Raw genomic sequence first — 20,740 nt, 5'->3', positions numbered from 1 at the left:
TATAAGAGGGTGTAGAACAAAACATTTCAGAAGAATGGGGAGAAATCAGGATGACGACAAAACCAGAAATGCAAAAACCAGAAATTCTGTACTCAGTTAAGGCACAACGGGGGCCGGAGCTCCGTTGTAAAGGCTGGAGGCAAGAGTCGATTCTCCGAATGCTCGAGAACAACATGGAAAATGCGGAGAAGCCTGAAGAGCTTGTAATTTACGGAGGCATCGGGAAGGCAGCGAGGAACTGGGAGTCTTACCACGCCATAGTAGACTCATTGAAAAATCTGGAAGATGATGAAACGTTGGTTGTGCAGTCTGGGATGCCGGTCGCGGTATTCAAGACTCATAAATACGCTCCTACTGTAGTCATGGCAACTACGAATATTATGAAAGCCGACTGGCCGACATTCTATGATCTACAGGATAAGAACCTAACAATTTATGCAAACTACACAGCTGCCCCTTGGGAATATATCGGGACTCAGGGAGTCATCCAGGGCACCTTTGAGACGCTATCAGCGATTGCTCGTCTCCATTACAATGACTCCCTTGTAGGTAAGATTCTGCTAACGGCAGGAGCCGGGGGCATGGGCGGCAACCAGACACGTGCAATGACTATGCATGGAGGGGTTTGCATCCTGGCAGATTCTGATGAGCGTATCATTAACCGTCGTATTGAAAAAGGATTTATTGATGAGCTTGCACCATCCCTTGAGGCGGCGATCAAGAAGGCCAAAGAATATGCTGCAGCCGGAAAGCCCCTTGGTATTGCCGTGGTCGGTAATGCAGCCGATATCTATGAACAGGTACTTAGGAGCGAATTCCGTCCGGACATTGCTACATCGATGACGCCGGGTCACGATCCGATTTCTTACCTCCCGGCAGGCTACACACCACAAGAAGCAGAGGAACTCCGCGATAAGGATCGGTCAAAGTATCTGAAAGAAGCACGTGAGACGATGAAACGTGAGCTGAAGGCGCTTATTCAATTCATGGACGAGGGTGTCCATGCATTTGAATATGGCACAAGCCACCGGAAAGAATGCATTGATGCCGGATACGAAGAGAAGGAAGCGAAACGTCTGCCGGGATTCGTGGCAGAATACCTTCGTCCACTCTTCTGTGAAGGCCGCGGGCCGTTCCGCTGGGTATGCCTATCCGGAGATCCGGAAGACCTGAGAAAAATCGACGATATGATTCTCGAAAAATTTGCTGACGACTACCTTGTGACCCGTTGGATCAAGCTTGCAAAAGAACACATCCCGATTGAGGCACTTCCTGCACGGATTTGCTATATGGGCTTTGGACAACGCAAAAAATTTGCGCTTGAAGTGAATGACATGATTAAACGTGGAGAATTGTCAGGACCGGTTGCATTCTCCCGTGACAACCTTGATTCCGGATCGATTGTCAACCCGACATTCGAATCTGAAAACATGAAAGATGGCTCAGACCTTATTTCCGATTGGCCAATGCTGAACGGTCTACTAAACGCGGTTGGCATGTGTGACCTCATCGCCATCCAGGCGAACTACTCGATGGGAGAAGCTGTCCACACAGGCGTTACGATGGTCGCTGACGGAACTGCGGAAGCAGATATGCGCCTTGAAGTTGCAATGACAGTGGACTCCGGAATCGGCGTTGTGCGGCATGCTCAGGCGGGATATGAAACAGCGCGCGATGTGGCCAATGGCCAAGGTAAGCTGACTGAAGAAAGTATCCAGATTCCGCTCTGGTGGGAGCCGAAAGCAACTTTCGGGCCGAAGGACCTTTAAAAAACGGATGCATAACTGAGCACGGAGAAGTTGTAACGGAGGGGTCAAGCTTCTGTTTGACACCTCTGTTCCTATTTATAAGGACCATTGTCTATCACGGAACAAATTGTGCGGGCAGGTGAAAAAGATGACGCAGATACAAGCGACCCCAGCCGGGGGGGAGAAAAAGAGCTATTCCCTTAAACACGTTCTCAGCTTCTTCTTTTACAGCTTCATAGGAATTTTCATGTTTTTTATTCCTATCAATCTCAACGGTAAGAAAAGTATACCGTTGGACCATTTCGTGACCTGGATCCGTTCCCTTTCTCCGACTGCCATTACGTTTTACATTCTATTAGTCATCCTTGCAGGTGCGGCTTACCCCTTCTTTTCAGGGACTTGGAAGAAAAACAGAATAGAATTGGTCCTATCGGGACTTAAAGTGTTCGGCGCAGTCGCTGCAGTTCTTATCGTATTTGATATAGGTCCAGCCTGGCTTTTGCAAGAGGATATGGGGCCTTACTGGTATCACGTAGTTATTACCCCGATCGGTGTTCTTGTCCCGATAGGAGCTGTGTTCCTGGCACTCTTAGTAGGTTACGGGCTTCTGGAGTTTATCGGAATTCTGATGCAGCCGGTCATGCGGCCAATCTGGCGCACTCCCGGACGCTCGGCAATTGACGCAGTGGCATCCTTTGTTGGAAGTTATTCAATCGGTCTTCTGATCACGAACCGGATCTACAAGGAAGGTAAGTACTCCAAAAAGGAAGCAGCTATTATCGCGACCGGCTTCTCAACAGTTTCTGCGACTTTCATGATTGTCGTGGCAAATACGCTCAAACTGATGGAAATTTGGAACCTGTACTTCTGGGTCACATTCCTGGTCACGTTTCTCGTTACGGCAATAACAGTAAGATTGTGGCCGATTCGCCAGATGAAAGATGACTATTACACAGGCAAGGGATACCCGGAAGAGGTCGTTCACGCAAACCGGATTAAGTTTGCATTTGAACAATCGATGAATACTGTCCAAAATGCCCCGCGCCTGATTGACAATGTTATATCCAATGTAAAGGACGGAGTGCTCATGGCAATGAGCATTTTACCAATTATCGTGGCTGTGGAGTTAATCGGTATGTTCCTTGCAACGGAGACCCTGATTTTTGACTATCTGGCATACCTTTTCCTGCCGCTAACATGGATTTTACAGATTCCGGAACCGTTCCTGGCGGCGAAAGCGGCCATGATTAATCTGGTCGACATGTTCCTGCCTTCCCTGATGGTTTTGGAGGCTAGCCTTGAAACCCGTTTTATCGTGGGAACCATCTCTATTTCAACAATCATTTTTTTCTCGGCCCTTGTACCGTGCATCCTGTCAACGGACATTCCGATCAAGATCCGGGAAATCCTTGCAATTTGGTTTATCAGAACCGTGCTATCCCTAATGATCGTTACACCGATTGCTCTACTGCTACTTTGAAAGCGCTTTACTTGAATGTTAACAGTTTGGAGGGAATGTCATGAAGAAAACAGTGGAACGTCCGGTTGATCTCGTAATTCGTAATGCCGCCGAAGTGGTCACCTGTATAGGTGATGGCATGTCCGATATCGGTGTTCTAAGAGATGCCTTTATCGCCGTAAATGGCGGGCAGATCGTGGAAGTCGGTGCGGAAGCTGAGGGAAGTGAGTTGTTCGACCTAAGCAGCGGCCGCCAGATTGATGCTGCAGGCAAAGTAGTAGCCCCGGGTTTTGTTGACAGCCATACCCATCTCGTTTTTAACGGAACGCGTGTTGAGGAGTACGCCGCCAAGCTCACGGGCGATGAAAGAAAACGTCTCGAGGAACTGGGCATTACAGCCGGCCCGAACAGGACAATCGAGCTTACCCGGCATGCGTCTGAAGAGGAACTGTTCGAACAGTCCAAGAAGCGAATGATGAAAATGCTGGAGTACGGCATGACAACAATTGAGAGCAAGAGCGGTTACGGACTTACGACGCAAAGCGAAATCAAGATTCTTGAAGTCGGGCGACGGCTCGGTATGGAGACACCGGTCGATGTGTTCAATACGTTTCTTGGTGCCCACGGCATTCCGGACGGGATGACCAAGGATGAATACCTCCGTGTAATTATTGACGAGATGATTCCTGAAGTCGGGAAGAGAAACCTTGCTGAATTTGCTGATGCCTGGTGCGATGATGGTTATTTCACTGCCGAGGAATCCCGGCAAATCTTGGAGGCGGGGCTCAAGTATGGCATGAAGCCAAAGCTTCATGCCGATGCATATTCCTACATCGGCGGCTCTGATCTCGCAGCTGAAATGAATATGGTTTCCGTCGACCATCTGAACTACACGCCGGAAGAAGTGATGGACCAGCTGGCGAAATCTGGAGTTACTGGTGTACTCATGCCTGCGCTTGACTTCGCGGTCGGGCACAAGAAACCTTTTGATGCACGAAAGATGCTCAACAAGGGAATGACAATTGCGCTCGCAACGGATCTTTGCCCGGCTTGCTATACGGAATCAATGCAGTTCGTGATCAATCTTGCATGTCGGCTGTACAAATTTAGTGTGGAAGAGGCAATTAAGGCAGCAACATATGGTGGTGCGTGCGCCTTAGGACTGGATGACCGTGGAGTTATCTCGGAAGGGAAGATTGCTGACCTTCAGATTTGGGGGATTCCGTCCTATGTGCATATCGCGTATGAACTTGGCACCAATATCGTCGAGACAGTGCTGAAGGATGGAGAAATCGTCATCGATCATTCCAAGCTCGCGGGAGAACGCACTGCGATTCATCAATTTTAATATGAATACAAACACAAGGAGCGTATTGATATGACAAATAAACAAGTAATCATTAATGCAGCAGACTATGTGGACGAGCAACGGTTATTAAATTTATTTATAGAAATGGCCAAAATAGACGGGCCAAGCGGAAAAGAACAGAAAGTGGCTGATTATCTTAAGAAAGTTTTGCCGGAGCTTGGATTCAAACTTGAATTTGACGAGGCACACAAGGAATTCGGCGGAGAGGTAGGGAATCTTATTGCTTACAAGGAAGGGACAGACGAAACAGTTCCTCCTTTATTCTTTTCAACTCATATGGATACAGTGCTGACGACAAAGAATCTTAAGCCGGTTATCAAGGATGGCATCATTTACTCGGATGGAACTACCATTCTGGGTGCGGATGACCGTGCGGCCCTTGCCGCCTATATTGAAGCGGTCCGCGCAATCATTGAAAGTGGCATCCCGCATGGCCCTATTGAATTAGTATTGACGGTCAATGAGCAGCCGGGCCTTGTCGGAGCACAGCACTTGGATTATACGAAACCAAAATCCAAAGTCGGTTATATCTTCGATAGCAGCGGGGATGTCGGACAGACCATTTTGAAAGGGCCATACAGCAGTCGGATTTGGATGAAGGTAAAAGGCAATACAGCGCATATTGCCCTAAATTCTGAGGACGGGAACAGTGCTTTCCTTATCGCTGCGGCAGGGCTGCTTGACATGAAACTAGGTGAGATCGACGAGGAGACGGTTGCAAACATCGGGATCATCCAGGGCGGTGAGCTTACATCAATTATTCCTGGTGAAGTTATGGTCGCGGGTGAGGTCAGGAGTTTTTCAAAAGAGAAGCTCGATCGGCAGTTGCTGCATATGGAGGAAACGATGAAAAATGCTGCGAAAAATAGTGAAGGCACTGTCGATGTATCCATTGAAAAGAAATACAGTGGCTTCTCGGTAGCAGAAGACCATGCACTAACTAAGAACGTACTCAAAGCGGCAGCCAACATCAATATCAATCCATATCTGACCGAAACTCTAGGCGGGGCGGATACGAATGTACTGAATGAAAACGGCTTAACCTGCCTGACATTGGGATTGGGCTTCCAGAATATCCACTCGTTCCGTGAGTACATTAGCGAAGAAAACTTGTATAACACCGGCCGTCTGACGGCAGCGCTGATCCAGCAATGGCATGACGACCACAAAAATTAACAGCGGGAACGGATTGAAAGTTACAAGTACACTCCATCTTTTCCAATCCGACAAAACAGGAGGAAAGATATGCTGACGAACCCCGTGTTTATTTCAGTGATTGTACTGACCGTATTGAGTCTTGCAAGGGTACATGTCATTTTTGCGCTTATTGTCGCTGCTGCGGTTGCTGGCATGATGGCCAGTTTATCACTGTCTGAGACACTCTCAATATTCTTGGGAGGAATGGGCGGGATGGCGGAAACTGCCCTAAGCTACATCCTTTTGGGTGTCTTTGCGGCTATGATTGGCCATTCGAATATCACGACTATGCTAATCAACAAACTTTTGAGTGTTAAAAAGATGAACAAATTCATGCTACTCCTAATGATCGCAGGGTTGACGTGCCTTTCTGGGAATCTGATCCCCGTCCATATCGCGTTCATTCCAATACTTATCCCGCCGCTTCTGCTGTTTTTTAATCATCTCCGGATCGACCGCAGGGCAGTGGCAAGTGCATTGACGTTTGGACTGAAGATGCCATACATCCTTATTCCGGCGGGATATGGCCTGATTTTCCACGGAATCCTTGTTTCAGAGATAAGTGCCAGCGGCATGGCGGTGACAATGTCCCAGGTTCCGATAGCGATGGCGATTCCTGCCGTAGGTATGTTTGTGGGCCTATTCATCGCAATTTTTATCTCATACCGGAAACCTCGCGATTATACACCGGATGAACTTGAGGAAAAACCATTCGGCATGTTTAAGCCTTCCACGCAAATGGCTTCCGAAACAGAAAAACAGCGTTTACAAATTCGTGATTACATCACACTGTTTGCAATTGTCACAGCACTGGCATCTCAAATCATCAGCCAATCGCTTGTAATCGGTGCGATGGTCGGTATTGTTATCATGTTCGCCGGTAGAATTGTGACAATTAAAGAAGGGGAGGAAGTTGTTCAGGAAGGAATCAAGCTAATGGGGGCGATAGCTTTCGTCATGCTATTGGCCTCTGGCTATGCCACGGTATTGAAGGACACAGGAGCCGTAACTGAACTGGTGGAATCTGTTGAAGGTTACTTCAGTTACGGAAAGTTTGCCGGAGCCGCGCTTCTGCTTTTAATCGGATTGATTGTCACAATGGGAATCGGAACTTCATTTGGAACTGTTCCGATACTCGCGGCAATTTTCGTACCGATCTGCATCATGATGGACTTCAGCGTGCTGGCAACGATTGCCCTGATCGGTACAGCAGGTGCCCTAGGTGACGCTGGTTCTCCTGCCTCTGACAGTACACTTGGCCCGACTGCAGGATTAAATGCAGACGGTAAGCACAATCACATCTGGGATACGTGTGTGCCAACCTTCCTGCATTATAATATCCCGCTATTTATTTTCGGAATCGTTGCGGCACTCGTATTATGATAGAAATATAAGTAGAAAAGGGGTGCTGGAATGATTAAAAGCACATTGATACAAAAAGTCGTTGAATTGGATGGGGAGACGCTTAACCGTCGCCAGATTGAACGGATTGCCTATGAGGGTGTAGAAGTAAAAATCTCGAATCATGCAATGGAACGAGTCCGGGCAAGCCGTAAACGGATTGAAAAACAACTGAAGGACGGAAGGGTGATTTATGGGGTTAATACAGGGTTCGGGAAACTTAGCGACGTTGAAATTCCTGAGGATGATATCGCCCAGCTTCAGCTGAACCTGATTCGTGCAGATGTTGTTGGGGTTGGCGAACCGTTTTCGAAGCAAATCGTCCGGGCAATGATGGTTTTGAGGGCAAATGCACTGGCAAAAGGATTTTCCGGCATTAAAGAAGATACACTGCAGCTTCTCGTTGATATGATAAACCGGGAAGTGCATCCAGTCGTACCCTGCAAGGGATCGGTCGGCGCGAGTGGGGATCTCGCTCCGCTCGCGCATATCGCTATTGTCCTGTTGGGTGAAGGGCGTGCGGAGTATAACGGGGAAGTCCTGCCTGGTGGTGAGGCTCTGAAGCGGGCTGGTCTCGAGCCTGTCACACTGCAAGCAAAAGAAGGCCTTGCTCTCATTAATGGGACACAAGCGATGACAGCGAATGGCGTTATAGGGCTAAATGAAGCAGAGCGCCTGGGGCTGGCGGCAGACATGGCAGCAAGTCTGACAATGGAAGCTTTGCAGGGAATTATCACAGCATTTGACAACGAACTTTTGGCAGTGCGTCCACATAAGGAACTAGAATTCGTGGCGTCCCGGATCCGTGGCTGGCTAGACGGGAGCAAGAGGATTACAAGCCAAGGACAGATCCGGATGCAAGATGCATATTCCATCCGTTGTATCCCTCAGGTGCACGGTGCATCGTGGCAATCACTTCAGTATGTTGAAGACCGATTGAACGTGGAAATGAATTCGGCAACGGACAATCCAATCATCCTTGAGAATGGGGAAGTTATTTCAGGTGGGCATTTCCACGGTCAACCGATTGCGTTGGCAATGGACTTTATGAAAGTCGGGGCCGCGGAATGGGCGAATATTTCTGAACGGCGTATTGAACGTCTAATCAACCCACAACTGAGTGGATTATCACCGTTCCTTGCGAAAGATCCGGGACTTGAGACCGGATTGATGGTTGCACAATATGCAGCGGCCGCTCTTGTCTCGGAAAATAAGGTGTTGGCACATCCGGCGAGTGTGGACTCGATTCCGACATCCGCAAACCAGGAAGATCATGTCAGCATGGGCACAATTGGATCACGTCAGGTCCGTGAAATCATTCACAATAGTGCTAGAGTAATCGCCATTGAAATGATCTGCGCTTCGCAAGCAATCTATCTGGAACAGGTAGAGAACCAGCTTGCTCCAGCGACAAGAACGTACTTAAAGAAAATTCGAGAAATCTGTCCGCCGCTTGACGGCGATCGCGATATCTCGGTAGAAATGGAAGCTCTGGCACAGTATCTGCTTCGGGACGATACACTGGTTGAAGAACTCGTATAACGGGATAAGAAGCAGCAGGCTATGGCCGGCTGCTTCTTATTTTAGTGACCCATAATATTTGTTCCATGGAAAGCGCGGTATGGGGCAGGGAAATAAAATTTTAGTTTGTTGATCAGACTTTTGCCTGTTGAAATTTTAGGTACTTCTCTACGTTTATGCTGCGGTATGGGAACGAGGTTTCGGGTAGTTGGATGAAATACAAAAGCTGCGCGGGGATTGATGATTCTGCGTACATAATCTGCATGGCGAGAGTTGCTGGAATTTATAATATAGATACAGCCGTTTTCATCTTTTGTGCCGTGAGGCTCATCAAGCATCAAGTTGAGTAATGACAAACCTGAAAAGGAGCGAGCACAAATAATGCGACGTCTTCCGATCAGTAACTCTCCGTACTGTTTCATCAGACCGGGTAAAATTGTGGAATCATTCCGGGCTATCTGGCGGAAATGAATTGTTCGAGTAGCTTCTGCAGCAGTTTCCGTAGTTTGAATAGGAATAAATGACTCCATGATCTCGTTATTCCTAAAACTGAAATGGCCGTATGGAGAGACAATTAAATGATCTGTAAGCCGAATACCGCACAATGCTAAAAGGGATCCTAAAAACCCTGTTGCTTCAATATCCTTTTTCGATGGTTGCGGAAGATTGAATGGATGATTATGAGCTAGGATTACATCCCGACCTGCCAATATTGTTAGAGCATCACGTACTTTCTTCAATGAGATGTCAGATTGAAAAGCAGTACCTTCTTCAGTAATGTCGATATGGTTTAAGGATCCTTCGTCCATATAGAAAAGAAGAATTTTTTCTGTTTTCGCTCCCTTGAACAATGGCCAGACAGACCTAATAAATACAGCAGATTCCAAGGCAGACACCACGCTTTCTTGACTACTCATTAGACAATAAAGATTTCTTTACATAACCTACCCGTTTTCAGGATAGGACAGACCTATGTAATGCCATCAAACGGATTCAGAATGAGACCGAAGAGAAGTTACTTTTATTGTCGTATCCCTTCCTTAGATATGCACTTCAGTTCACCACCGTCTAAATTCTTTCCCATGTTATAATGTGATTACTTATGTATTCACTTAAAAGGGAGTTTTAATGATGATTGCAACCGACTTTGACCGCATCCGGGCGGATTTTGAAACAAGCGAGTTTTTTCAACATCTCGGCCTCCGGATCACCAAGCTTGACGAGGACGATGTCGAGCTGTACCTTCCATATAAACAGGAGCTGGACAATGTCCAGAGTACGGTGCATGGCGGCGTTTATATGAGCGTCCTGGATACGATGATGGGACTGAAAATCCGCCAGCTGGGCTTTGAGGCACCGGTTACGATCCAGATGCAGACACAGTTCCTCAAGCCGCTGATCGGGGAACCGATGACCGCTCGTGCAGCGCTCATCAACCAAAACAGGAGCACCGTCCTGATGGAAGGGAAACTGTATAATCAGGCAGCGGAACTGATCGGCTACGCTACTGCCACATTTAAAGTATCTACAACAAGGAAGTGATTCTGTTTGAAAACCATTTTGCTGACAGGCTTTGAACCATTCCTGGACTACCCTGTGAATCCGACGATGCGGATCGCGGAGGAACTGGACGAAACAATCATTGGAGACTATCAGGTCTGCACACGGATCCTGCCTGTTGATTTCGGAAAGGCGTCCGCCAGACTGATTGGAGTCATCCGCGAAGTGGAGCCGGATGTCACGGTTTCTCTTGGACTGGCAGCAGGCCGTTACAAAATCACGCCTGAACGGATTGCAGTAAACGTAAAAGATGGAGATGCCGACAATGAAGGGCACCGCCCGGTGGATGAACCGATTGAGGAAGAGGCACCGGATGCCTATTTCTCTACCCTTCCGGTGCGGGCCATGGTCGACGCACTTCTGGAATCCGGACTGCCCGCGGAAATCTCCAACACAGCCGGCACGTATCTCTGCAACAATGTCATGTATGCCGGCCTGAACTACGCCAGGACGGAGAATCCGGAAATGAAGTCCGGCTTTATCCATATTCCTGCATCACATGAGCTGGCGATCCGGCACGGGAAAATTCCAAGTTGGAGCCACGAAGACCTTCTTCGGGGAGTCAGGGTCTGCCTGGAGACCATCGCAGGCAAATCTGCGGATGAATGAAGCCTGCATACGCATTTTTCATCATCTTGAGTGGATCGCCGGGACGGTCACTGAGCTGACTGCCGGCCTGACCGATGAAGAGTTGGATTACCGGCCCGATCCGGGGAAACGGTCACTCGGAGAACTGCTCTCGCATATCGCCCTGATCTGCGAAGCGGATGCCCGGATCTCCGATGAAGCATCGAGATTTGAAATGGAAGATTTCTATCTATCGGCAGAGCCGCGCTCACAGGATGAAATTTACTCCGCACTCTGCAGCGGCCTGGCAAATCTCAAAAAACGGTACGATTGGTATTCCGAAATGGAATTGAGCATGGTTACTACGTCCTGGTGGGGGACGACGGACACCCGGTTCGGCTGGCTTGTCCAGATCCTTGAACACATGGCGCATCACAGGGGACAGCTTCATTCAATGCTGGTCAGACTGGGCAAAGACCCTAAAATTCAATTGTTTAAATAGCAAAAAGCGGCATTCTCCTTATCTGGGGAATGCCGCTTTAAATTCAAGTGAGGATTTCAGATATTCCTGAAGCGGAGATCATTATTGTTGAACCAGCCGGACAAGAAGATGGGCGAGTGTGTGTTGCTGTTCTTTATCTGCGACTTTCCATAGTTGCTGAAGCAGATGCTCCTCACGGTTACGGGGCTCCTCATGTTTCATGAGGTAGTTTGCAACCAGTTCGGCACCCTTTGCGAGCTGCTCCTCGCTCAGGCCCATCTTTTCGCCTTTATCCACCTTATGCGAGAGAAATTGCTTGAAGCGGTTGAAGTTCTCAAGAATCTGGTCTTTTTCCTCACTATTGTAGTCCTGCATCTTGTTTTCAAGCTGGTCCTTGAATTGGTCCATGATTGGGCTCCTTTCAGATTCTGTTTATCTACAATATTTCCCCCGAGTGACCGGATGAAACCAGATCCTTCACCTAAAGATTGGAATAGGAAACGTAAAAAAGAGGCGAAGGTGCGATGATGCCCATAAAACCTGGCCCTCAGTCAGGTCTTCTTTATTCTGTTCTGTGCCTTATTTCTGTCACTGAGGGTCCTGCGGCCCCGTTTTGGAACTTTTTGTTTAAATACACAATAAGACTTAAATACTATTTTTAACAGAAAGTAAAAAAACTTTTGAATATTTATTCCTTATCTTTTACAATGAGTCTATTATCCGGAACAATTGTGAAGGGGGTAATTATACATGAAAGCTGGAAGCGTTTACACGGAGGAGCGGACAACTCCGAAAGTGGAGCAACGGGGGAAACAGCGAAAAGCCAATGTAGATTATGTACAAGTCGCGGAAAGCAGCAGGTTCAGGGAGTTATTGGAGAAGAAGAAAAAGTTCATCCTGCCGCTTACAATTTTCTTCCTGGTGTTCTACTTCTCCTTGCCGATCCTGACGTCGTACACCAATGTCCTGGAAAGACCGGCGATTGGCGACATTTCCTGGGCTTGGATTTATGCATCTGCCCAATTCATCATGACGTGGGTCCTGTGCACGGTGTACGTCAGGAAATTCCTGAAGTTCGACGTGGAAGCGGATGAGATTATCGAGAAAGAGATCAAGGGGGGATCGGCTTGAGCACTACAGTCATTGTCCTGTTTTTGAGCATTGTGCTGCTGACGCTGTACATAACCTGGTGGGCTGCAAAGCGAACGACAACAGCGGGTGAATTCTATACGGCGGGCGGAGGCCTGACCGGCTGGCAGAATGGCCTTGCCATCGCGGGCGATTATCTGTCTGCCGCGTCGTTCCTCGGAATTGCGGGGATGATCGCACTTTTCGGGTTTGATGGATTCTTCTATTCTATCGGTTTTCTGATTGCTTATCTGGTTGTGATGTTCCTGGTTGCGGAACCGCTCCGGAACCTCGGCAAGTATACGCTTGCCGACATGATTAATTCGCGTTTTGATGCAAAGAAGGTGCGTGCGGCGGCTGCCTTCAGTACGATCACCATCGTCATTTTTTATATGATTGCACAGCTTGTCGGCGCTGGCGCGCTGATCCAGCTTCTTTTCGGAATACCTTACTGGATCGCAGTCCTCATCGTCGGTGTCATGATGACAATCTATGTACTGTTCGGCGGCATGACCGCAACGAGCTGGGTGCAGATCGTCAAGGCGGTCCTGCTTATGCTCGGAACTGTCGTTATTGCTGTACTTGTCTTTGCACGATTCGACTTCAGCATCATGACGATGTTCAGCGAGGTCAAGACAGCAACCGCACACGGTGAAGCTTTCCTGCAGCCGGGGCTGAAGTATACGGTCCCGCTTGATACGATTTCCCTTATGCTTGCGCTGGTTCTGGGTACTGCAGGCCTGCCGCATATCCTGATGCGCTTCTTCACGGTAAAGGATGCCAAAACGGCGCGCAGTTCTGTTGTTACGGCTACTTGGATTGTCGGTATCTTCTATGTACTGACCATCTTCCTTGGCTTCGGAGCCGCGGCGTTTGTCGGGCATGAAGCCATCGTGGCGGCAAACCCTGCCGGAAACATGGCTGCTCCGCTGCTTGCCGAAGCGCTCGGCGGGGATCTGCTCATGTCGTTTGTCTCTGCTGTGGCATTCGCTACAATTCTTGCGGTCGTGGCCGGACTTGTCCTGACGGGTGCCTCGGCATTTGCTCATGATATCTACGGTCAGATCATCAAGAAAGGACAAGCCACCCAGCAACAGGAGATGAAGGCGGCCCGTCAGGCATCTCTCTGGGTTTCTGTCTTCTCGATTCTCCTGGCGCTCGGTGCTCAGTCGCTGAACGTGGCATTTCTCGTGTCGCTTGCCTTCTGTGTGGCGGCAAGCGCGAACCTGCCGGTCATTCTGTACACGATCTACTGGAAGCGATTCAATACAACGGGTGCCATCATGGCGATGCTGTTCGGTCTCATCTCGGCACTTGTGCTCGTTGCAGTGAGCCCCAACGTACTGTCGCCTGAAGCCGGAGCTGCAATACTCGTAGGCGAGCCGCTCTTCCCGCTCACGAACCCTGCGATTGTCTCCGTGCCGCTCGGTTTCCTCGGCGGCTGGCTAGGCACAGTTCTCTCAAAAGAGTCCGATGCCCGGCGTTTTGCAGAGGTATCGGTACGCGCGAACACCGGATACCGGGAATAAGCCATATGTAAAAGCCGCACCCGCCGGAATTTCCGGCAGGTGCGGCTTTTATCTGTGCAATTGTGAATTCAGGGAGTGGATCGGACCGGAGGTGGTCAGGCAATGAAATCTTCCTCCGGCATATCTGCTGGTTGCTTTTTCATGTAATAGCGGCCCTTGGTCGCAATTGCGAGCACGACGGTCAGGATCGCAGCGAGGATGGCCGCGAAGAACGCTGCGGTACTGGCAAGAAATTCTCCCATGAAGCCAAGCGCGGCGATGGTGCCGAGAACGCTTGCTACAATCAGGGAAACGGTTCCGACCGGATTCCACTTATACAGGTATTGCTGACGGGCCTCGTAGTAGAGCGGTCCGATTTTTAGCATCTTTTTCACGATGAGCGCATCAGCGACAAGCACTGCGGCCCAGGCGAGCAGGAAGACGCCCTGGAACGTCATGACAGCACCCAGGTGGTCAACAATCCCGCCGAGCATCAGCATGATCCCGATAACGCCCGCTACGACCACCCAGAAACGGCGGCCAGGCGTGAAGCGGAACATGTTTTCGAAGAAGTTCGAAAGAGACAGCGAGGCGCTGTAGATGTTGGTCACGTTGATGCGGAGCTGTGTCAGCAGCGTAAACAGTGCACCGCCGAGTCCGAGGAGCGTCACGATATAGACACCAGGGTTGGCTTCGCCGAGGCGGACGCCGAACCAGATTCCAAGGCCGCCCATTACGCCGAAACAGAAAATTTGCGGGACGAATCCGATGATGACGGATCCCTTTTTGATGTCCTCAGGCTTTAGGAACCGGGAGTAGTCGGAAGCCAGCAGGGCAGTGAGCCCCATGATGCCGTGATGCATCCCGATACACGCAAGAAGCGCGGTGCCGCCGACCTCGACGCCTTCCGGCATGAAGGTCCAGAATGAGCCTTCATAAACGGACGGGGTGAGGAAGGAGAAGACGATCGCCGCGATCAGGAAGATGAAGAAAATTGGCAGCGACCACTTCTGAAGCTTGTCCAGCTGCTTGATGCCGAACCAGTTCAGCGGGATGACAATAGATCCAAAGACAACGATGAGCAACCATTCGGGGATGGAAGGGAAGAAAGTGTGGACGGCGGCGACCAGGATCAGTCCTTCAAACGCAACGTAGAGGATAAAGTTTGATGCGTAAATGAGAGACGTGAGCGAGGCGCCGATATATCCGAATCCGCCGCCCCTGGACATCAGGTTGACGTTCATGCCGGATTTCGCAGAGAAATAGGCGATGAACGAACCGAGGATGCCGGCGACGATAATCGCATAAGCCGAGGAGATCAGGGCGTTGATGGCGCCGAACTGCAGAGCCATGACACTGCCCATCTGAAAGTAGAAAATCGCAGTGGCGATTCCGAATGTGATGTTTGTGATGCTCAGCCATCCCATTTTCCGTTCGGAACGGGGGACGCGGTCCAATGAATAGTCGTCTGTCTGTGCTTCTTGTGCCGTTGTCTGATTGTCTACGGACACTGAAGTCATTCAATCACTCCTTGTTCTATTTGATTGTAAGTATAGGTATGAACCACTCTCCCATGTGATGGATTTCACAATTAGCAACTCGTCCAGCATAACAAATATTTTGCATATCGGCAAGCTGTCCTAAATCAGAACACGGCAAGGGAGGAATTCCCTTGCCGTGTTATCGATCAGATTGAATTAAAGTGCCTTCAGTACGCCGCCGTCAATCACGATGGACTGGCCGGTGAGGTACGTATTGGCGCCTGAGGCCAGGAAGACGACGGCACGGGCAAATTCATCCGGCTGACCATAGCGGCCGATCGGGATGCTCTGCTTGGCTTTTTCAGTGACTTCTTTCGGTGATACGCCAATGTTCCGCGCCCGCTCGGTGTCCAGTTCAACGATCCGGTCGGTTTCGATCCTGCCGGGGCCGACTGTATTCACAAGTATGTCAGATGAGGCATATTCCCGGGCAAGAGATTTCGACAGCCCGACCATGCCGGCACGGAATGTATTGGAAAGAATCAGCCCGTCAATCACTTCCTTCGTAGAGGAAGATGAGATATTGATGATGCGGCCCCAGTTGTTCTCCTGCATGCCCGGCAGGACCTCGCGGATGGTACGCGTATAACTCAGAAGGTTCTGCTCGAATGCCCGGAACCAGTCCGCATCTTCCACGTCGGCAAAACGTCCGGGCTTCGGCCCTCCTGTATTGTTGATGAGAACATCCACCCCGCCGAATGTTTCGCGGACTTTGCGGAAAAGGCCCGAAATATTCTCTTCACGGGACATGTCGCACGGGTGGAAGCGGATATTGTCATTCCCGGATTCCCGCTTCAGCTCATCAGCAGTTTGTTCAAGAGCTTCAGTGTTCCTGCTCGTCAGGAAGACGGCTGCCCCCTCCTTTGCAAACTCCAGTGCGATGGCCCGGCCCAGTCCCTTGCTGGAAGCCATGACCAGCACATTCTTGTCCTTAAGTTTCAAATCCATGAAAATTCCTCCTTTTCCCCTGATAATCCGATTGTACCGGAAAGCGACCGTTTCGGGCAGAATTCGTTCCATTTCGTCATGACTGTCTTGAGTGGTGCGGGGAGGAGGAGTAAGATAAAAGGAAGTGTGGCTGACTTTCGAACAAAGGCGGGGTGACCGGTGTCCATGAAAAAAATCGTTCAGCTCGCGCTGATCTTCCTGTTTTATTTCTTCGGGGTGCAGGTCAAGGGATGGCTCGGTTTGCCGATTCCCGGCAGCATTATCGGGCTTCTCCTGCTCCTGGTATTCATCATCCTGTTCAAGAACCTGCCTGTGAATACTCATGCCGACGGGGCGTCGATCCTGATTCGCAACTTCACGCTATTCTTCATCCCGACCACGGTCGCCATCATCCTGTACCTGGACCTGTTCAGGACATGGAATGCGATATCCTTTGTGACGGTGCTCGTGAGCACGCTCCTGACAATCGCCCTGACTGCCTGGGGGGTTGAACGGTCGGTCGGCAAGGAGGAGGCAAGATGAACACGATCATCACCTATTTGTTCGGCGCACTGCTGACCCTCGGTACATATGCAATCGGAATCTATCTTTACAAACGGTACAAAAAGACCTGGATGCAGCCGCTGATCGTCGCGACTGTCCTTATCGGGGCGCTGCTGGTTCTGACGAACATTCCATACGAGACCTATATGAAAGGCGCCAATCTGTGGAACTGGCTGCTGGGTCCAGCGGTCGTCGCACTTGCCTATCCGCTGTACTTTAACCTGCATATGGTAAGGAAGTACTTCGGGCCGATCCTTCTCGGCGTTTTGGGCGGAGGATTGTTTGGGCTTTTCAGCGGCTATCTGCTGACAAAGTGGCTCGGGGCGGATGCAGACGTTTCCACATCAACCATCCCCAAAAATGCCACGACGCCGATTGCGATTGAACTGTCCGAGATGGTTGGTGGTATCCCTTCGCTTACCGTCGTTTATGTCATGATTGCCGGAATAGGCGGGGCGGTCCTTGGCATCCCGATTCTGGATAAAATGGGTATCCGCCATCCGGTCGCACGCGGTCTCAGCGTTGGCATCGCGTCACACGGATTCGGTACCGCGAAACTATTTGAGACAAGCGACAGGGAAGGATCAGTAAGCACGGTTGCCTATATTCTGACCGCTATTCTGATTACAGTTGTCTGTACACTCTTCTTCAGTTGAGAAATCAGAAGAAAGGTGGATAATTTGATAGAAATTGTAAATCAAAAGTAAATATATTGATGTTATATTTATTGTATTATCTTGAGTGTTCGAGGTGGATAAATTTGAACAGGCAACTGAACGAAATTAATATGTTGCGTGCAATTGCGTGTGTAGCAGTAGTACTCACTCATTCAATCACTAATTATGTCCGAACATACGACCCTGCTCTTTTTGATCAGGACAAATTCATAACCTATCTTCGTTTCGCTCTTCTTTGGGCAACACCAGTATTCATTATGATATCGGAATTGCTTATTGCTAAAAATTACCCTGACGGAGTAAAAAAGGGATTCCTTTTAAAAAGGGTCAAATATATTTTGATCCCCTATATCCTGATTGGATTAATCAGGAGCTACATGCATTCAGAAGGTGAGTTGTCCGTCTTTTTGACACGAGCTTGGGAAACGATCGTGCTTGGAAAGTGGTATGGTTTCTTTGTTATAGTTATCTTCCAATTTTATGTTCTGCATATCTTATTGGGAAATCTACTGAAGAAGTCGCATCCTCTTCCACCGATTTTGATCTCCTTTATCCTTTCTTTTGGACATTTATACGTACACGCTCATCATAAAGAATATCGTGTGCTGATTGAACAAGTGTATCCTTTCTGGGACCGCACGTTCTTTATCGGATGGCTTTTCTACTTTGTAGTTGCTTTTTATATCGGACAGAACTATGAAAAAGTAATGGATTTCTTCACGAAACATGTCTATATCCCGCTTATCGGAGTGATTGCTTCATACTTACTTATGATGAACAGGGTAATGGATAAGACTTTTTCATCTGTTAAAAGTGACCGATATGACATACTCATATTCGCTTTGTGCGTCTTCCTGATTGCATTAGTCTTATTAAGAATGATCAAGGCACCTAACCAAACATTGGTTAAGTTAAGCCACTTTTCTTTCTTTATCTACTTGACACATCAACTAACGCTTCCTTATTTGAGCCATCTTACACAAACTGTAGCCAATAATTTCTGGACTCATGTTGTCATACTGACTTTCCTGGGTGTGGCAACCTCAATTGGTTGGGCAATGCTCTTCTATGAGTCGCGACTTACAAAGCCGTTTACCGGAAAAATTAAAATTTTGGAACAGCCTACGAGATGAATGATGATTAAGAGCGCCATTCCGGCATATCGGAATGGCGCTTTTGTATTTGCATACATCTAGCTGATAATCAGAACGCCCCCGATCCGCCCCCACCGCCTCCGACTCCACCACCCGAGCTGGACGAGGATGCAGAGCTCGAATAGGCGGCATGTTCACCCGCCACGGCAAAGGAGCGGTTCATGACCAGCGGGTCATAGACGATTACGGCAGGCGGAATATCAGATGAAGACTGCCGGGTATCTGCAAATTTAGCGAACGGCAGGTCGATGTCTTTGTTTTTTGTCCCGATGGCATAGATGTACCCCCTCAGCCGGTCTTCACGCGGCATGGATGTCCATTCTTCGGCCCCCGAAATCTTGAATTGTCCTGAAAAGAACTGCCATTGCTCCCGAAGCAAATGGCCTTTGTCGCTGAGCGGCCGGTAAAATGCAGCTCCGATCAGCGCAGCAAGTGCGGGCGGAATGGCAATGCCCAGATGGATCCATGCCTCTCCCATGCCAAAGTAGATGGCTATGCCGGCGAGAATACTGCCGATGAGGGCGAGAATGACGGAGGTGCCGGGATGGGCTTCTTTGAGCCCTGCTTCTTTGAGCTCCAGTGAAACGGTACCGCTCCATTCCGCAACTCGGTTGCTGTACTCTCCTGCCTGCTCGTCGTCTTCGGTCCGACTTTTGAGTTGTTCCAGATCGAAGCCACCGGTGCCGTCACCAAAGCTGTCAAACAGGAAAGATCGGAGGATCTCTTCTTGCTTGTGCTCCGGAGTCTTGTCTGTTTCCTCGAATCGGGTTGCCGATTCTTGTACGACTTGGCCTTTCCGGATCAGGTCAAGAAGCGCAGCGGAAAGGCGCTCGGGTCCGGTGCCGATGGCAGGGGACATAAACTGTATGGCTGCGGGCATGCTGACGATTTCGTCGGGCGTCCTGAAACCCAATGCTTCGGCTTGACGTCGTGCTTCCGCCAATTTTCTTCGCGATAGGTTCCGTTCTTTCAGGAAGACACCAAGGAGGAGCAGGAAGGCTGCAGGAAGCACTATGTTACCGATCAGCACAGCATTCCGGTGGCGTTCTTCTGCCGCTGCCAACTCCTCGGTCAGCCGGTTCTGTTCTGTGGCAATCTTGTCACGGATTGTTCCCGGAACGGCATTTAGCGAAGGGAACAGGGAGCCATCGAAGACCACACGGATATCACCGTTTTCCCCTGAGCCGACATGTCCCAGGATGAATTTAGCGGTTCCGTCCTGTTCGACTCTACCGGTATCTGCAGCCTCGTCATAACCGATCACTTCCGTTCCGGAAGCTGGTTCCGGAGGTGCGACATTAATCGTCATGTTGCCATAGTCCGCTTCATTGCGGTCGTCAAAAAACGGCCAGTAAAACTCCGCTCCGTCTTCGTACCGCGTAATCGCCCCTTCAATTTGGTAGTGGAGTTCGACGGTCACCCTCTCGTCCTCGCCCCCTCGGAAGATTTTGTACAGGTCACCGTCCATCTCGGTCTTGAGTGGCTGACCGTCTTCAAAAGCGCTGAATCCGGTGATCTTGGTGTGATCTTTCGGAATAAGCGTCCGAGTTACCCCGTTGAAGTCCCCTTTAAATTCGTATGTATGAAATTCTGTGACACTGACGTTGCCGGAGTGATCGGCTCTGGCATCGATGCGGCTGTCCGTGATTTCGAACTCTACGGCAAAAGAAGCAGTGGGGAAGAGGAGGAGCAGGAATAGCAAGATCCATGCAATTCTGATCAAGCTTTTCATCACGGCCTCTCCTTTCCGATGTCTGTTGACCATTTATACGGTACAAGCTGCCATTCGGTTTCATAAAGTGACAGGGGCAGCATAAGAACCGGCTGTAATTGAAGAATATTATATGATTTATAACTATTTGAACTATCCGACTTGTTTGTTCTTTCGACCTATTGCTATAATAGTCGACAATCAATAGTTCCAAAGAACGTCTGACG

The 20,740-nt window shown here is 49.3% G+C and carries 19 protein-coding genes; 14 read left to right on the top strand and 5 right to left on the bottom strand.

Features of this window, described 5'->3' with window-relative positions:
- Window positions 1–50 precede the first annotated feature (50 nt).
- The 6 genes from hutU to hutH all read left to right on the top strand — a co-directional run bounded on the left by hutU (window position 51) and on the right by hutH (window position 8,716).
- Complete coding sequence (hutU, locus tag AV656_RS07035; RefSeq protein WP_063180231.1) at window positions 51–1,769, top strand: urocanate hydratase; 1,719 nt, start codon at window positions 51–53, stop codon at window positions 1,767–1,769.
- Window positions 1,770–1,896: 127 nt separating this feature from the next.
- Window positions 1,897–3,228, top strand: a complete 1,332-nt coding sequence (locus tag AV656_RS07030) for a YjiH family protein (RefSeq protein WP_156484811.1) — start codon at window positions 1,897–1,899, stop codon at window positions 3,226–3,228.
- Between the two features lie 40 nt (window positions 3,229–3,268).
- The gene (hutI, locus tag AV656_RS07025) at window positions 3,269–4,555 is read left to right on the top strand and encodes an imidazolonepropionase (protein ID WP_063180229.1); all 1,287 of its coding nucleotides are present in this window, start codon (window positions 3,269–3,271) and stop codon (window positions 4,553–4,555) included.
- 30 nt (window positions 4,556–4,585) lie between these two features.
- On the top strand, window positions 4,586–5,752 hold the full coding sequence (locus tag AV656_RS07020; protein WP_063180227.1) for a M20/M25/M40 family metallo-hydrolase: 1,167 nt from the start codon (window positions 4,586–4,588) through the stop codon (window positions 5,750–5,752).
- A gap of 69 nt (window positions 5,753–5,821) precedes the next feature.
- The gene (locus AV656_RS07015; RefSeq protein WP_063180225.1) at window positions 5,822–7,156 is read left to right on the top strand and encodes a Na+/H+ antiporter family protein; all 1,335 of its coding nucleotides are present in this window, start codon (window positions 5,822–5,824) and stop codon (window positions 7,154–7,156) included.
- A 30-nt stretch (window positions 7,157–7,186) separates the two neighbouring features.
- Window positions 7,187–8,716: a histidine ammonia-lyase gene (gene hutH / locus AV656_RS07010; protein WP_063180223.1), complete on the top strand. Its 1,530-nt coding sequence runs from the start codon at window positions 7,187–7,189 to the stop codon at window positions 8,714–8,716.
- Between the two features lie 41 nt (window positions 8,717–8,757).
- Here the strand turns inward: hutH and AV656_RS16115 are convergent, their stop codons facing one another.
- The gene (locus AV656_RS16115) at window positions 8,758–9,612 is read right to left on the bottom strand and encodes a JAB domain-containing protein (RefSeq protein ID WP_082818644.1); all 855 of its coding nucleotides are present in this window, start codon (window positions 9,610–9,612) and stop codon (window positions 8,758–8,760) included.
- Between the two features lie 214 nt (window positions 9,613–9,826).
- Here AV656_RS16115 and AV656_RS07005 point away from each other — a divergent pair, with 214 nt between their 5' ends.
- The 3 genes from AV656_RS07005 to AV656_RS06995 are packed head-to-tail and all read left to right on the top strand — an operon-like array spanning window position 9,827 to window position 11,324.
- Window positions 9,827–10,237, top strand: coding sequence for a PaaI family thioesterase (locus AV656_RS07005; RefSeq protein WP_063180221.1), 411 nt, complete (start codon window positions 9,827–9,829; stop codon window positions 10,235–10,237).
- Window positions 10,238–10,243: 6 nt separating this feature from the next.
- Complete coding sequence (gene pcp, locus AV656_RS07000) at window positions 10,244–10,864, top strand: pyroglutamyl-peptidase I (protein ID WP_063180219.1); 621 nt, start codon at window positions 10,244–10,246, stop codon at window positions 10,862–10,864.
- On the top strand, window positions 10,857–11,324 hold the full coding sequence (locus tag AV656_RS06995; protein WP_063180217.1) for a DinB family protein: 468 nt from the start codon (window positions 10,857–10,859) through the stop codon (window positions 11,322–11,324). The genes pcp and AV656_RS06995 overlap by 8 nt, the downstream gene beginning before the upstream one ends.
- An 81-nt stretch (window positions 11,325–11,405) precedes the next feature.
- Here the strand turns inward: AV656_RS06995 and AV656_RS06990 are convergent, their stop codons facing one another.
- Window positions 11,406–11,711, bottom strand: coding sequence for a DUF3243 domain-containing protein (locus AV656_RS06990; protein ID WP_063180215.1), 306 nt, complete (start codon window positions 11,709–11,711; stop codon window positions 11,406–11,408).
- Window positions 11,712–12,053: 342 nt separating this feature from the next.
- On the opposite strand from AV656_RS06990, the gene AV656_RS06985 reads away from it, so the two are divergent.
- Together AV656_RS06985 and AV656_RS06980 are read left to right on the top strand one after the other, a co-directional pair.
- Entirely contained in the window at window positions 12,054–12,434 is a 381-nt protein-coding gene (locus AV656_RS06985) for a DUF485 domain-containing protein (protein WP_063180213.1), read from the top strand.
- Window positions 12,431–13,960 (top strand): cation acetate symporter, encoded by a 1,530-nt coding sequence (locus AV656_RS06980; protein WP_063180211.1) that lies wholly within the window; start codon window positions 12,431–12,433, stop codon window positions 13,958–13,960. The genes AV656_RS06985 and AV656_RS06980 overlap by 4 nt, the downstream gene beginning before the upstream one ends.
- A gap of 95 nt (window positions 13,961–14,055) precedes the next feature.
- Here AV656_RS06980 and AV656_RS06975 read toward each other — a convergent pair whose 3' ends face one another.
- A complete protein-coding gene (locus tag AV656_RS06975) occupies window positions 14,056–15,459 on the bottom strand; it encodes a purine-cytosine permease family protein (RefSeq protein WP_063180209.1) in 1,404 nt (467 codons plus the stop codon).
- A 177-nt stretch (window positions 15,460–15,636) separates the two neighbouring features.
- On the bottom strand, window positions 15,637–16,428 hold the full coding sequence (locus tag AV656_RS06970) for an SDR family oxidoreductase (protein ID WP_063180207.1): 792 nt from the start codon (window positions 16,426–16,428) through the stop codon (window positions 15,637–15,639).
- A 165-nt stretch (window positions 16,429–16,593) separates the two neighbouring features.
- Between AV656_RS06970 and AV656_RS06965 the strand changes: the two genes are divergently transcribed.
- From AV656_RS06965 to AV656_RS06955, 3 genes are all read left to right on the top strand, one after another.
- Window positions 16,594–16,950 (top strand): CidA/LrgA family protein, encoded by a 357-nt coding sequence (locus tag AV656_RS06965; protein WP_231877270.1) that lies wholly within the window; start codon window positions 16,594–16,596, stop codon window positions 16,948–16,950.
- Complete coding sequence (locus AV656_RS06960; RefSeq protein ID WP_063180203.1) at window positions 16,947–17,627, top strand: LrgB family protein; 681 nt, start codon at window positions 16,947–16,949, stop codon at window positions 17,625–17,627. Before AV656_RS06965 ends, AV656_RS06960 begins: the two co-directional genes overlap by 4 nt.
- Window positions 17,628–17,731: 104 nt before the next feature.
- Entirely contained in the window at window positions 17,732–18,781 is a 1,050-nt protein-coding gene (locus AV656_RS06955) for an acyltransferase family protein (RefSeq protein WP_063180201.1), read from the top strand.
- A gap of 70 nt (window positions 18,782–18,851) precedes the next feature.
- Here the strand turns inward: AV656_RS06955 and AV656_RS06950 are convergent, their stop codons facing one another.
- The gene (locus AV656_RS06950; RefSeq protein WP_063180199.1) at window positions 18,852–20,534 is read right to left on the bottom strand and encodes a DUF2207 domain-containing protein; all 1,683 of its coding nucleotides are present in this window, start codon (window positions 20,532–20,534) and stop codon (window positions 18,852–18,854) included.
- Between the last annotated feature and the right edge of the window lie 206 nt (window positions 20,535–20,740).

Source organism: Bhargavaea cecembensis, assembly GCF_001619585.1.
Classification (GTDB): Bacteria; Bacillota; Bacilli; order Bacillales_A; family Planococcaceae; genus Bhargavaea; species Bhargavaea cecembensis_A.
Note: the sequence above shows the minus strand (reverse complement) of the source record. Positions and strands in the feature narration are given on the sequence as shown.

Bases quoted from the DNA above. Each gene is read 5' to 3' on its own strand.
- hutU (WP_063180231.1), top strand. From the start codon at position 51: ATGACGACAAAACCAGAAATGCAAAAACCAGAAATTCTGTACTCAGTT.
- AV656_RS07030 (WP_156484811.1), top strand. From the start codon at position 1,897: ATGACGCAGATACAAGCGACCCCAGCCGGGGGGGAGAAAAAGAGCTAT.
- hutI (WP_063180229.1), top strand. From the start codon at position 3,269: ATGAAGAAAACAGTGGAACGTCCGGTTGATCTCGTAATTCGTAATGCC.
- AV656_RS07020 (WP_063180227.1), top strand. From the start codon at position 4,586: ATGACAAATAAACAAGTAATCATTAATGCAGCAGACTATGTGGACGAG.
- AV656_RS07015 (WP_063180225.1), top strand. From the start codon at position 5,822: ATGCTGACGAACCCCGTGTTTATTTCAGTGATTGTACTGACCGTATTG.
- hutH (WP_063180223.1), top strand. From the start codon at position 7,187: ATGATTAAAAGCACATTGATACAAAAAGTCGTTGAATTGGATGGGGAG.
- AV656_RS16115 (WP_082818644.1), bottom strand. From the start codon at position 9,612: ATGAGTAGTCAAGAAAGCGTGGTGTCTGCCTTGGAATCTGCTGTATTT.
- AV656_RS07005 (WP_063180221.1), top strand. From the start codon at position 9,827: ATGATTGCAACCGACTTTGACCGCATCCGGGCGGATTTTGAAACAAGC.
- AV656_RS06995 (WP_063180217.1), top strand. From the start codon at position 10,857: ATGAATGAAGCCTGCATACGCATTTTTCATCATCTTGAGTGGATCGCC.
- AV656_RS06990 (WP_063180215.1), bottom strand. From the start codon at position 11,711: ATGGACCAATTCAAGGACCAGCTTGAAAACAAGATGCAGGACTACAAT.
- AV656_RS06985 (WP_063180213.1), top strand. From the start codon at position 12,054: ATGAAAGCTGGAAGCGTTTACACGGAGGAGCGGACAACTCCGAAAGTG.
- AV656_RS06975 (WP_063180209.1), bottom strand. From the start codon at position 15,459: ATGACTTCAGTGTCCGTAGACAATCAGACAACGGCACAAGAAGCACAG.
- AV656_RS06970 (WP_063180207.1), bottom strand. From the start codon at position 16,428: ATGGATTTGAAACTTAAGGACAAGAATGTGCTGGTCATGGCTTCCAGC.
- AV656_RS06965 (WP_231877270.1), top strand. From the start codon at position 16,594: ATGAAAAAAATCGTTCAGCTCGCGCTGATCTTCCTGTTTTATTTCTTC.
- AV656_RS06960 (WP_063180203.1), top strand. From the start codon at position 16,947: ATGAACACGATCATCACCTATTTGTTCGGCGCACTGCTGACCCTCGGT.
- AV656_RS06950 (WP_063180199.1), bottom strand. From the start codon at position 20,534: ATGAAAAGCTTGATCAGAATTGCATGGATCTTGCTATTCCTGCTCCTC.